Source organism: Lelliottia jeotgali (assembly GCF_016771845.1).
GTDB classification, from domain to species: Bacteria; Pseudomonadota; Gammaproteobacteria; order Enterobacterales; family Enterobacteriaceae; genus Enterobacter; species Enterobacter jeotgali.
The window spans coordinates 1-12,686 of sequence record NZ_JAENMQ010000010.1; the positions used below are offsets into that span (position 1 = coordinate 1).

Annotated in this window: 10 protein-coding genes; 1 reads left to right on the top strand and 9 read right to left on the bottom strand. The window is 56.3% G+C overall.

The genetic code is table 11. From position 1 onward, the window contains the following. Nucleotides 1-195: 195 nt before the first annotated feature. The 9 genes from potE to kdpF form a co-directional block, all read right to left on the bottom strand. Complete coding sequence (gene potE, locus JBO43_RS16760) at nt 196-1,512, bottom strand: putrescine-ornithine antiporter (protein WP_095281250.1); 1,317 nt, start codon at nt 1,510-1,512, stop codon at nt 196-198. Beyond that, nucleotides 1,509-3,707, bottom strand: coding sequence for an ornithine decarboxylase SpeF (gene speF / locus JBO43_RS16765; RefSeq protein WP_103948799.1), 2,199 nt, complete (start codon nt 3,705-3,707; stop codon nt 1,509-1,511). The genes potE and speF overlap by 4 nt, the downstream gene beginning before the upstream one ends. 255 nt (nt 3,708-3,962) lie before the next feature. Further along, nucleotides 3,963-4,067, bottom strand: a complete 105-nt coding sequence (speFL, locus tag JBO43_RS16770; protein WP_106875989.1) for a leader peptide SpeFL — start codon at nt 4,065-4,067, stop codon at nt 3,963-3,965. Between the two features lie 279 nt (nt 4,068-4,346). Next, on the bottom strand, nt 4,347-5,024 hold the full coding sequence (gene kdpE, locus JBO43_RS16775) for a two-component system response regulator KdpE (protein WP_095281252.1): 678 nt from the start codon (nt 5,022-5,024) through the stop codon (nt 4,347-4,349). Further along, on the bottom strand, nt 5,021-7,708 hold the full coding sequence (kdpD, locus tag JBO43_RS16780; RefSeq protein WP_202674736.1) for a two-component system sensor histidine kinase KdpD: 2,688 nt from the start codon (nt 7,706-7,708) through the stop codon (nt 5,021-5,023). The genes kdpE and kdpD overlap by 4 nt, the downstream gene beginning before the upstream one ends. Beyond that, nucleotides 7,709-8,284 carry a potassium-transporting ATPase subunit KdpC gene (gene kdpC, locus JBO43_RS16785; RefSeq protein ID WP_103948797.1) on the bottom strand — a complete coding sequence of 192 codons (576 nt, stop codon included), beginning with the start codon at nt 8,282-8,284 and terminating at the stop codon, nt 7,709-7,711. Between the two features lie 12 nt (nt 8,285-8,296). Next, the gene (gene kdpB, locus JBO43_RS16790) at nt 8,297-10,345 is read right to left on the bottom strand and encodes a potassium-transporting ATPase subunit KdpB (RefSeq protein ID WP_202674737.1); all 2,049 of its coding nucleotides are present in this window, start codon (nt 10,343-10,345) and stop codon (nt 8,297-8,299) included. 19 nt (nt 10,346-10,364) lie between these two features. After that, a complete protein-coding gene (gene kdpA, locus JBO43_RS16795; RefSeq protein WP_095281256.1) occupies nt 10,365-12,044 on the bottom strand; it encodes a potassium-transporting ATPase subunit KdpA in 1,680 nt (559 codons plus the stop codon). Continuing rightward, on the bottom strand, nt 12,044-12,133 hold the full coding sequence (gene kdpF / locus JBO43_RS16800) for a K(+)-transporting ATPase subunit F (RefSeq protein WP_003858638.1): 90 nt from the start codon (nt 12,131-12,133) through the stop codon (nt 12,044-12,046). The genes kdpA and kdpF overlap by 1 nt, the downstream gene beginning before the upstream one ends. 308 nt (nt 12,134-12,441) lie before the next feature. On the opposite strand from kdpF, the gene JBO43_RS16805 reads away from it, so the two are divergent. Next, nucleotides 12,442-12,648: a YbfA family protein gene (locus tag JBO43_RS16805; RefSeq protein WP_095281257.1), complete on the top strand. Its 207-nt coding sequence runs from the start codon at nt 12,442-12,444 to the stop codon at nt 12,646-12,648. Nucleotides 12,649-12,686 lie beyond the last annotated feature (38 nt).

The following is a 12,686-nucleotide window of genomic DNA, read 5'->3' on the forward strand; positions in this document are numbered from 1 at the left end:
TACGTAATGACATGGTATCTCTCGCATCCCAGGGCATAAGCGACTCCAAAAACGGGTTCGTATGCCTTAGTTGTAAGTGTCTACCATGTCCCCGAACAAGTGTTCATGATGTCCCCGGACCGCACACTCCTACAGGGAGAGGGAGAAAACACTAAAAACGGCAACCTTCGGGTTGCCGTTTTGCTTTTACCTTTTTTAACTGTGCTTATTCTTCAACTCAAACCGCGGCGACACCAGCCCGTACAGCGTCCAGCCCATAAACGTCACCATCGCGCCGTACAGCATTGCTTCCTGTCCGGAAGAGTAGAGGGCATAGAAGCTATAAATCGCCCCGACCAGCGCCACGAAATTCGCGATCTTCGCTTTGCGCGGGTCGACGTTCGCCATCTTCTGAATAATCACCAGCGCCGCCATCGACAGAATGTACGGAATGATGTTGGTCACCACCGCCAGGTTGACCAGCACGTTGAACTGGCTGTTCAGCGACGGGCTAATGGTCATCAGCGACAAACCGCTCTGGAAAATCACAATCGCTAACATGCCCTGAACCGGCGCATCTGCTTTGCTGACGCGGGAGAAGATTTTCGGGAAATAACCGGAGTCAGCGGACGATTTAAACACCTGCGCAATGGTGAACTGCCAGCCGAGCAGCGAACCGCAGCAAGACATTACCATCAGGCCCATGATCACTTTCCCGACTTCCGGGGTGAACATCTGCGCAAACGCCAGGCCAAACGGGGCGGTGGAGTTCGCCAGATCCATGTTTGGCACGATCCCGGCAATCACGTTGGTGGAGATGATATAAATTACCGCTGCGCCCAACGTCCCGCCCAGCACCGCGATCGGTACATTGCGTTCTGGATTCTCCACGACTTCAGCGTTGGCACACGCCGATTCCAGCCCCAGGAACGCCCACAGCGTCATGGCGATAGACGACCCGACCGCCGTAAAGAACGGCACGTGATGTGGGTTCCAGGAGTTTGCGTACAGCGTCGGGCTAAACCAGAACCAGCCGATAATGCACAGACCCACCACCGGGATGATCACGCCCCAGACGGTGACACTGCTGATCTGCCCGGTAATGCGTGCGCCGCCAAAGTTTGCCACGGTACACAGCCACAGCACGCCGATGGTCGCCAGTCCAATCTGCACCGGCGTCAGTGCGACGCCGAAGAGTTCCGTACCGTAACCGACTGCCGATATGGCAATCGCCACGTTGGCAATCAGCAGTGACACACCGTAAGTGTAGTTGGCCATAAAGTTGCCCGACTTACCGAAGGCATACTCCGCGTAACCGCCCATCCCGCCGGACTTGCGGCTGAACATCCCGCATTTGGCAAAGGCCCACGCCAGCGCCATCGAGCCGACGGCTGTCACCAGCCAGGAGATAATGGAGATCGTCCCGACCTCCGCCAGTTTGGTCGGCAGCATGATGATGCCGGAGCCCATCATATTCACCATCGTCAATACGGTGAGCTGCACCACACCCATCTTGTTGGATTTCTTACTCATAGTTTTTCCCCTTTCAGCAGCGTGGGCTGTGCGGTTGGCTGCTTAATGACATAACAGCGGACCTGTTTACGACCATCACACTCTTCGACGTAAACGCCCTGTAGCTCAGGCGCAAAGCCCGGCAGAAGGTTGATCCCTTCTTCCAGCGCGGTGAAGTAATGCAGCACTGAATCGCCCCACACTTCGCCAGGGACCACGCACAGCACGCCCGGTGGGTAAGGGAGCGCCCCTTCAGCCGCAATACGACCTTCGGCATCACGCAGGGAAACCAGCTCCACTTCGCCGCGCAGATAGGCGTAATTCGCCTCCTGTGGATTCATCTTCACAGGCGGGAAATGCGCCTTGCGGAACATCTCTTTTTGCAGCTGTTTCACGTTGTGGCGGGCGTAGAGATCGTGCATCTCCTGGCAAATCTGGCGCAGGGAATAACCGGCGTAACGTTCAGGATGCTGTTTGTAGAGTGACGGCAATACTTCTTTGAGCGGCGCGTCGGTTTCCAGCAATTTCTCAAAACGCACCAGTTGGGCAATCAGTTGCTGCAACTTGCCCATATCCTCAGCAGGGGTCAGCAGGAACAAGATTGAGTTGAGGTCGCATTTCTCCGGCACCACGCCGTTTTCACGCAGGAAATTGGCGAGGATTGTGGCCGGTACGCCGAAATCTTCATACTCACCGGTACGTGCGTTGATGCCCGGCGTGGTCAGCAGCAATTTGCACGGATCGATAAAATACTGATGTTCAGCGTAGCCTTCAAACGCATGCCAGTTTTCTCCCGGTACAAAGTGGAAGAAGCGCAGGTCAGAGGAAATCTCCGCCGTCGGCCAGCTTTCCCACGGTTTTCCGTCGACCATATCTGGCACAAACGGGCGGATAAACTGACAGTTTTGCAGGATCAATTTACGGGCTTCGATGCCATTCACCACGCAGTCCATCCACATGTTGCGTCCGCTTTGGCCTTCGTGCATCCGGGCGTTGATGTCCAGAGCGGCAAACAACGGATAAAACGGGCTGGTGGAGGCGTGCATCATAAAGGCATTGTTCAGGCGTTTGTGCGGAACGTAGCGCTGCTGGCCTTTGATGTGGCTGTCTTTCTTGTGAATTTGCGAAGTCTGAGAGAACCCGGCCTGCTGTTTATGCACCGACTGGGTAACCAGGATCCCCGGATCGTTCTCGTTCAGTTCCAGCAGCAGCGGGGAACAATCCGCCATCATCGGAATAAATTGCTCGTAGCCGACCCACGCAGAGTCAAACAGAATGTAGTCACACAGATGACCAATTTTATCGACAACCTGACGAGCGTTATAGATGGTGCCGTCATAAGTACCAAGCTGGATCACCGCCAGGCGGAACGGGCGCTGATCGCGGGTGCGGCCCGGTGCCACTTCAGCCACCAGTTCACGCAGATAGTTCTCTTCGAAGCAATGCGCATCTATCCCGCCGATAAAGCCGTACGGGTTGCGCGCGGTTTCCAGATAAACCGGCGTGGCTCCCGCCTGCAACAGTGCGCCGTGGTGGTTGGATTTGTGGTTGTTGCGGTCGAACAGCACCAGGTCGCCTGGCGTCAACAGGGCATTCAGCACCACTTTATTGGACGATGATGTTCCGTTTAGCACGAAGTAGGTTTTGTCGGCGTTAAACACTTTGGCCGCATGTTTTTGTGCCGTGCACGGCGCACCTTCGTGAATGAGCAGATCGCCCATTGCCACGTCGGCATTACACAGGTCAGAGCGGAACAGCGTCTCACCGAAGAAATCAACGAATTGATTCCCGGCCGGGTGACGGCGGAAGAACTGGCCCCCCTGATGCCCTGGGCAGTCAAAGGCGCTATTGCCTTGTTTAACGTAATCGACCAGCGCACGGAAGAACGGCGGGCGCAGCTGGGTTTCATACTTCAGGGCAGCCGCTTCAAGCTGACGCCCGTAGAAATCGTTGCTGGTGTCGTTGCACTCAAAAACACCCTGAATGCGCGGTAAATATTCTGCTGGGACAATCTCTTCTTTGTGTGTGGCGATAAATACCGGAATTTCAAATCCAGTGGCTTCTATTTCTTCTATGGTGCCATTAAATATATCGCCAACGGCCAGAACAACGGCAGCAACATCAATATAATCCGTCGCTGTGACATCAGTCATTTCACGTGTGGTTGTAAAGCAGTCCGGGCAAGCGCGGCTGGCCGCGATTTTTAACATCTTCATAATTATCTCTTTATTTTAGGCAATATTTGTCCTTCGACTTCGTATAAAAATGAAATCGAAATATTCCGGAAAAAAAAGCAAAGAGGGGCCGCTGATAAAAAATCAGTTAATTGCTTTTAGATGAAATAAATCCACGCCGTCCGGTGACGGAAAAAAGCGGATTTAAGGGAAAGGAGCGCAGCGCCCACAGGCAAGTGCCTGTAAGTCAGGAGTTTTCAGGATAACCTGTAAGCAGACGCGCCCTGGGTCGAAGGACTACCGGGCGTTGAAGAAATGAAAATCAAAGCTATTGCGGTGGGCGAACATCATAATATGTGTTGTCCGCCTAATATGAGGCATTAAACGATTGTTGTTTTCCATGAGTACATTTCCTTTCAGTAATTGAAAGCAAGGCCATTTTATCCATGAAAAGGCAGCAAACCGTGAAGAAGATCACCAATAACCGATCATATCAGAAATAAATATTCGTTTTGCGTGAATAGAGCAGTGCATAACGCTGGTTTGTATTAATAATGTTAATACAATGTATTTCTGATGTGTTTGATTATTTTAAGGGGAGCATATATATGCGTCCACTTAATAATTAAATACGTAACATTAAGCTGTATTAATTGAATTGAGTTAATTCTGAATAAGTATTCAAAGCATGAACCGATAACCGATACCGGTTTCAGTTAATAAATGGCGGGGGCGTGCGGGGTCCATCTCCAGCTTCTGACGAAGGTGGCCCATATATATGCGTAAATAGTGACTATGCTCGACGGCGTTCGGTCCCCAAACCTGGTTCAACAGCTGGCGTTGGGTCAGGACTTTGCCGTGATTGTTGAGGAGCACCGCCAGCAGGCGAAACTCAATTGGGGTGAGATGGATCTCTTCTGCACCGCGCAGGATGCGACGTGCAGGCAGATCGACCTGAATATCCGAAAAAGTATACACCGGGTCGGAAGGCGTGGTCGCACTGTGGCGGCGCAATGCTACGCGCAGTCGCGCCTGAAGTTCGCCAATACCAAACGGCTTACTGAGATAGTCGTCGGCCCCGGCGTCAAGCGCTGCAATTTTGTCCGTCTCTTCGGCGCGCGCCGAGAGCACAATGATCGGCATCTGGCTCCACTGGCGCACTTCGCGGATAAAATCGAGGCCGTCACCGTCGGGCAGGCCGAGATCAAGGATAACCAGATCGGGTTTGCGGGTGGCGGCTTCGATAAGCCCCCGCTGTAATGTCCCGGCGTCATACACGCGCAAGCCGTCGCCTTCCAGCGCAGCGCGCACGAAACGACTAATAGCGAGTTCATCTTCGACAATCAGGACGTTAATCACAAATCCTCTGGTAATTCATCAAGTTCTGGCGGGACATCTAGCGGAAGTGTAACACAAAAACAGGCCCCGCCTTCCGGGCGGTTATGGGCGGTAATCGTCCCGCCGTGAACGTCAACAATCGCCTGGCAAATTGCCAGCCCCAGCCCGACGCCGGGTATCGCCGACTCTTTATTCCCGCGTGCAAACTTCTCAAATATAGCGGCTTCCTGACCCGCCGGAATTCCCGGCCCGTCGTCCCACACTTCGAGGCGGAGTGCCTGATGGTAGACGCCCGCATTGAGGCCAATTTCCGCTTTTGCACCGGCGTATTTCGCAGCGTTCTCCAGCAAGTTGATCAGCACCCGTTCAAACAGCGGCCCGTCGACGTGGATCAGCGTCAGCGGTTCTGGCATATCGAGGGTAATATGCCGCCCGCCCAGGCCCGGCTCCAGCATTTTCAACGCACTGCCGACCACCTCTTCCAGCGTCAGCCACTCTTTTTTCAGGTTAAATCCGCCGGACTGAATGCGTGCCATGTCGAGCAAATTATTGACCAGCCGGGTGGTGTTCAGCACGTACTGGCGGATTTCGCTGGCCTGCAGTGCGTGCGGGGAATTTTCCGCCGCCAGATCCAGCGTCAGGATCTCCGACTGACCAAATAGCACGGTGAGCGGAGTGCGCAGATCGTGCGACAGCGCCGCCAGCAGAGAGTTACGAATGCTCTCGCGCTCGCTCGCCAGCCGCGCCTGTTCTTCGCTGGTGGTCAACGCCAGACGCTCCAGGGCGCTGGCGACCAGCAGGGTAAAGGTCTCCAGCAGACGCTGCTGTTCCGGGATCATCAGCTGGCGTAAATTCGACGGCTCAACAATCACCAGCCCGAGCGTTTTGTCGGCGCTGCGCAGGGGCAAAATCAGATACGGTACACCGGGCAGGGTGTCCGTGCCGGCTCCCGCAGGTAGACCTTTATCAAAACTCCAGCGAGCAATGGCTTCATCCCAGGGGGTCATGCCAGTGGCGGAGGTCAGCGGGCGTAATTTTCCGTGCTCGTCCGGAAGCAAAATCAGGCTGCTGGCCTGGAAGGTGGAACGAATAAACTGCTCGCTAGTCTGGACGATATCCAGCGGCGTGCGCCCGACCGCCAGTGATTTCGACATCTCATACAAGTGTCGCGTACGCTGTTCGCGGTAGCGGGCGATACGCGCCTGATAGCGCACGCCGGCGGTGAGATTACCGATCACCAGCCCGACGGTGAGCATCACCGCGAAGGTCAAAATGTACTGCACATCCGACACGGCGAGCGTCCCGCGCGGGGCGATAAAGAAGAGGTCAAAGCTGGCGACGTTAATCACCGTGGCGAGTACCGACGGCCAACGCCCGTACAGCAATGCCACTACCACTACGCCGAGCAGATAGATCATCACCAGGTTGGCGGCGTCAAAGGCAATCAGCCACTGGCTGGCGACAATGGTAATTAAAGCGCACAGCACCGTCGCCACCAGACAGCCTCTGAGCTGGATGCGCCATTTGTCACCAAAGGTGCGCGCATCAGGGGTGCGACCGGGCAGGGGAGCGGGTTTTTCATCAAGCGCGACAATCACCAGATCCAGATCCGGCGCGCGTTTTGCCAGTTTATCGGCAAAGGATTCGCGGCTGAACCAGCGGCGGTTCTGGCGGCGACCAATGACGATTTTGCCGAGATTGTGCTCGCGGGCGTAGCGTAGAATGGCTTTATCTTCTGCCGGATCGGACAGAGTGGCGGTTTCCGCACCCAACTCCTGCGCCAGACGCAGGGCGCTGAGGATCGCGCGCCGCTGATTCTCAGGCAGGGCGTGCAGGTGCGGCGTCTCAACATAAACTGCATGCCAGGCGCTGCCAAATTTTGCCGCCAGCCGGGCCGCAGTGCGCACCAGTTTCTCATTGCCGCTGTTATGCCCAATGCACAACAAAACGGCGTCGCGGGTGTGCCAGACCCGATCCTGTCCCTGCCGATCGCGCCAGGCGCGCATCTGATCGTCCACCCGGTCGGCGGTGCGCCGCAGTGCCAGTTCGCGCAGGGCAATCAGGTTCCCTTTGCGGAAAAAATGTTCGATGGCACGTTCGGCCTGCCCGGCGATATAAACTTTGCCTTCGTGCAGACGCTGGCGCAGATCGTCCGGGGGAAGGTCGACCAGCACCACTTCATCGGCGGAATCAAAAAAGGGATCGGGGACGGTTTCGCGTACCTGGATGCCAGTGACGCCGCTGACGACGTCATTCAGGCTTTCCAGATGTTGCACGTTAACGGTGGTAAAGACGTCGATACCCGCTTCCAGCAGCTCTTCAACATCCTGCCAGCGCTTGGGGTGACGAGAGCCTGGCGCATTGCTGTGCGCCAGTTCGTCCATCAGAATCAGGGCGGGACGGCGGGCAAGGGCGGCGTCGAGATCAAACTCGGTGACCAGACGGCTGCGGTGGTTGATGCGCCGAGCGGGCTGTGTCGCCAGCCCCTCCAGCAGCGCCGCTGTCTCCTTGCGTCCGTGGGTTTCCACCACGCCAATCAGAATATCCAGCCCCTGGGCCCGTAAACGCTGCGCTTCTGTCAGCATGGCGTAGGTTTTCCCGACGCCCGCACAGGCACCGAAAAACACTTTTAATTTGCCGCGATGCGCTTCAGCGGTCTGTTCAAGCAGCCTGTCCGGATTCGGACGCAGGGGCTCGTCGGTCATTTAGTTTTTCCTTAACGCGTCCAGCGACATATTCAGCTCAACAATGTTTACGACCGGCATGCCAAGAAAGCTGACCAGCGGTTTTTGCGTGTGTTCGGCCACCAGTTTTGTGACCTGTTCGGTGGTCAGCCCGCGTGCGGCAACGACGCGTGGAATTTGCCACGCCACGGCGGCAGGTGTCAGGCTGTAATCCAGTCCGCTGGCGGATGCGGTAACCAGCTCAACCGGCACGCTTGCGCTTGCCTGCGGATTGGCGGCGCGCAGGGCGCTAACGCGCTCGCTCACGGCTTTATCCAGCTCCGGGTTACTCCCGGCCAGGTTGCTGCCGCCCGAAGCCATTGGATTATACGGGCTTTCTGCGGTGGCGGAAGGACGTCCCTGGAAGTAGCCCGCGTCGGTAAAGTTCTGCCCAATCAGGCGCGAACCACGGTTCTCACCGTTTTGCAGTATCAGCGAGCCGTTTGCCTGATCCTTAAACCACCACTGCCCCAGCGCGGTGGTCACCAGCGGATACAGCCCCCCGGTGACAAGAGACAGCAGAATAAACAGAAGTATAGCGGGACGTAACATAGTCATTTGATTTCTCTCTTAAACCAGCCCGAACGCGGTCAGTAACAGGTCGATAATTTTGATCCCGATAAACGGCACCACTAATCCGCCAAGACCGTAAATCCACAGGTTGCGGCGCAACATGGCGGCGGCGGTCAGCGGTTTATAGCTCACCCCTTTCAGCGCCAGTGGGATCAGGAAGACAATAATCAGGGCGTTAAAAATGACGGCGCTGAGAATTGCCGAGGCCGGGGAGTGCAGGTGCATTACGTTCAGGGCGTTCAACTGCGGATAGGTCGCCGCAAACGCCGCCGGGATAATGGCGAAGTATTTCGCCACATCGTTGGCGATACTGAAGGTGGTGAGCGACCCACGCGTCATCAGCATCTGTTTCCCGATGTGGACCACTTCGATCAGCTTGGTCGGGTTAGAATCCAAATCGACCATGTTGCCTGCTTCCTTCGCGGCCTGAGTCCCGGAGTTCATCGCCACCGCCACGTCGGCCTGAGCCAGCGCCGGAGCGTCGTTAGTGCCGTCGCCGGTCATCGCCACCAGACGGCCTTCCGCCTGGTACTGACGGATCAGCGCCAGTTTTGCTTCCGGCGTCGCTTCAGAGAGGAAATCATCCACCCCCGCTTCGGCGGCAATCGCGGCGGCGGTCAGAGAGTTATCCCCGGTGATCATCACCGTTTTGATCCCCATTTTGCGCAGCTGAGCAAAGCGTTCTTTAATGCCGCCTTTGACGATATCTTTCAGGGCAATCACCCCGAGAACGTTCGCCCCTTCGGCGACCACCAGCGGCGTAGCACCCTGACGTGCCACGCTTTCGACCAGCTGATCAACCTGCGGCGGGAAGTGGCCATTGTTTGCCTCGATGTGGCGACGAATGGCATCCACCGAGCCTTTACGGATCATGCGCTCCTGGATGTTAATCCCGCTCATCCGCGTTTGCGCCGTGAAGGGCACAAAGGTGGCGTGCAGGCTTTGTACGTCGCGCTGACGCAGATTGAAGCGCTGTTTCGCCAGAATCACGATGCTGCGCCCTTCCGGTGTTTCATCCGCCAGCGAGGAGAGCTGCGCCGCGTCGGCCAGCGTTTTTTCATCGACGCCCGGAGCAGGCAGGAAATCCGACGCCTGACGGTTCCCTAGAGTGATGGTCCCGGTTTTATCCAGCAGCAGCACATCCACGTCGCCCGCCGCTTCGACCGCACGGCCGCTGGTAGCGATCACGTTCGCGCCGAGCATCCGGCTCATCCCGGCCACGCCAATCGCCGACAGCAGGCCGCCGATGGTGGTGGGGATCAGGCAGACCAGCAGAGCCACCAGCACCGTGACGCTTACTGCTGCGCCGCCATAGGCGGAGAACGGCCACAGGGTGGCGGTTGCCAGCAGGAAGACGATGGTCAGGGCCACCAGTAAAATGGTCAGCGCGATTTCGTTCGGCGTTTTGCGACGCTGCGCGCCTTCGACCATCGCGATCATCCGGTCGAGGAAAGTTTCGCCAGGGTTAACGCTGCACTGGATCACCAGCCAGTCAGAGAGAATGCGCGTCCCGCCGGTGACCGAGGCAAAATCGCCACCGGACTCGCGGATCACTGGCGCAGATTCCCCGGTGATGGCGCTTTCGTCCACCGACGCGCCACCTTCAAGCACTTCGCCGTCACACGGAATGATGTCCCCGGCTTCCACCAGCACCACGTCGCCTTTGCGCAGTTCATCTGCCGGGACGTGATCCATCTGCGCGCCATATTTCGGCTCACGCAGTTTGCGGGCGAAGGCGGTCTTTTTGACCCCTTTCAGGCTGTTGGCCTGCGCCTTGCTGCGGCCCTCTGCCAGTGCTTCGGCAAAGTTGGCGAACAGCACGGTAAACCACAGCCACAGGCTGATCGCGCCGGTAAAGAAGGCATCGCCCGTCAGGTGTCCGGTGCTCATGGCGATGGCTAACGCAGTGGTGACCACGCTGCCAATCCAGACGATAAACATCACCGGGTTATGCCACTGCACGCGCGGGCTAAGTTTTTTCACCGCATCCATCAACGCCTGGCGAACCAGGGTCGGTTCTAAGAGGGCCAGTTGTTTACGACTCATGACTGATATCTCCGCTCAGTTAGCGTAAAGAAAGATGTTCCGCGACCGGGCCTAACGCGAGGGCGGGGATAAAGGTCAATGCACCGACCAGCAGGACGGTACCAATCAGCAGGCCAATAAACAGCGCGCCGTGTGTCGGCAGCGTACCGGTTGAGGTGGGCTGAATTTTTTTACTTACCAGCGACCCGGCGATAGCCAGCACCGGCACGATGACACCAAAACGACCGAAGAACATGCAGAACGCCAGCAGGCAGTTCCAGAACGGTGAGTTGGCGCTCAACCCGGCAAAGGCGCTGCCGTTGTTGTTGGCGGCAGACGAGACGGCGTACAGCACTTCACTAAAACCGTGGATGCCTGGGTTGAAGATGCCGCTGCGTCCGGCTTCAGTCATCAGCGCCAGTGCGGTACCGATCAGGACCAGAGCCGGTGTGACCAGGATGGCGAGGGCGGTCAGTTTCATCTCGCGCACGTCGATTTTTTTACCCAGATACTCCGGCGTGCGGCCAATCATCAGCCCGGCGATAAACACTGCCAGCAGGACGAACAGCAACATGCCGTACAGACCGGACCCGACGCCGCCGAAGACCACTTCGCCGATCTGCATCAGCCACATCGGGATCATCCCGCCCAGTGCGGTGAAAGAGTCATGCATAGCATTCACCGCCCCGCAGGAGGCCGCCGTTGTGACCACCGCATACAGACTGCTGGCGAGAATACCGAAGCGGCTCTCTTTGCCTTCCATATTGATACTGCTGTCAGCACCCAGTTGCAGGAAGTGGCTGTTACCTTGCCACTCCGCCCACATCACCAGCGCCGCGCAGACCACGAAGATAATGGACATCGCCCACAGCAAGGTTCGGCCCTGACGGCGATCGCTCACCGCATCACCGAACGCAAAGCACAGCGCGGTGGGGATCAGGAAGATAGCCAGCATCTGTACGACGTTAGTCAGCGCGGTCGGGTTTTCGAACGGATGCGACGAGTTGGCATTAAAGAAGCCACCGCCGTTGGTCCCGAGCATTTTGATCGCCTCTTGTGACGCCACCGGTCCCATCGGCAGCATCTGTTTCACCCCTTCCAGCGAGGTGTAAGACGAGTAGGGCAGGAGGTTTTGCAACGTCCCTTGCTGAATAAAGAACAGGGCGATCAGCAGAGAAATCGGCAGCAGCACCCACAGCGTGATACGCGTGAGATCCACCCAGGCGTTACCCAGCGTGTTGATTTTCTGACGGGCAAAGGCGCGGGTCAGGGCGAAGATCACCGCAATCCCACTGGCGGCAGAGAGGAAGTTCTGCACGGTTAGCCCGACCATCTGACTGAAATAACTCAGTGTTGTTTCCCCGGCATACGACTGCCAGTTGGTGTTACTGACAAAGCTGACCGCAGTGTTCAGCGCCAGATGCCAGGACAGGCCCGGCAATTGCTGCGGATTCAGCGGCAGGATGCCCTGCAACATTAGCATTGCAAACAGCGCAGCCAGCCCGACGATATTCAGCAGCAAAAGGGCGACCAGATACTGACGCCAGTTCATCTCCTCGGTGTTTATACCGAGAACTCGCCAGACTCCTTTTTCGACGCCCCCAACCGCAGGCAGTGCGCCGCCGTTAATCATCCGCGCCAGCCAGGTTCCCAGTGGCCTTGCGAGCAAGAAAAGCACCAGCAGGAAGCTGGCGATCAGTAAAAATGCCTGGGCCACCATCAGAAGGCCTCCGCATTAATCAGGGCATAAATCAGATAGCCCAACAACAGGAACACCAGCACGATGCCAGCAATCAGACCTGCACTCACAATTCACCTCCGGGTGACATTTGTCTTTGTGCAAAAGGTAGGATTTATGGCGCAAAGATTTCGCAAAAATCAGCGGGGTGGGTGTAAAAAAAGTATAAAAATGACAAAACCCTGATTTAACTAATGATAAGTATCCTGTTAACTTTTATGTAACTTAATTACAGGTGGAATGTAAATATTCACTAAACGGACGAAAATAAGTGGTCGGATGAGTAGTAAAATTACAAACAAAGCGGTACTATTTTAGCCAGATAACCACTTTTGAATTTTCCGGATAACGTTTCCGGCCAGCTATAGGGGAGAAAATCATGGATCTGTATAAAGAGTTTCCAGCACATGTAGTCTTTTTACGTCGCACCTTCGCCGTAGTGGCCGGGATTGTGGCGCTGCCAGTGATGTTGTTCTGGAAAGACCGTGCCCGTTTTTACAGCTATCTGCACCGCGTCTGGGCGAAAACCAGCGAGAAACCGGTATGGATGGACCAGGCCGAAAAAGCGACCTGCGATTTTTACTAAGATAAGACAAAGATTCGCATAGCAATGTCGAGCCGCCA

Coding starts and splice junctions, on each gene's coding strand:
- kdpD (WP_202674736.1), bottom strand. CDS start 7,708: ATGACCGACGAGCCCCTGCGTCCGAATCCGGACAGGCTGCTTGAACAG.
- speF (WP_103948799.1), bottom strand. CDS start 3,707: ATGAAGATGTTAAAAATCGCGGCCAGCCGCGCTTGCCCGGACTGCTTT.
- speFL (WP_106875989.1), bottom strand. CDS start 4,067: ATGGAAAACAACAATCGTTTAATGCCTCATATTAGGCGGACAACACAT.
- kdpA (WP_095281256.1), bottom strand. CDS start 12,044: ATGGTGGCCCAGGCATTTTTACTGATCGCCAGCTTCCTGCTGGTGCTT.
- JBO43_RS16805 (WP_095281257.1), top strand. CDS start 12,442: ATGGATCTGTATAAAGAGTTTCCAGCACATGTAGTCTTTTTACGTCGC.
- kdpC (WP_103948797.1), bottom strand. CDS start 8,284: ATGACTATGTTACGTCCCGCTATACTTCTGTTTATTCTGCTGTCTCTT.
- kdpB (WP_202674737.1), bottom strand. CDS start 10,345: ATGAGTCGTAAACAACTGGCCCTCTTAGAACCGACCCTGGTTCGCCAG.
- potE (WP_095281250.1), bottom strand. CDS start 1,512: ATGAGTAAGAAATCCAACAAGATGGGTGTGGTGCAGCTCACCGTATTG.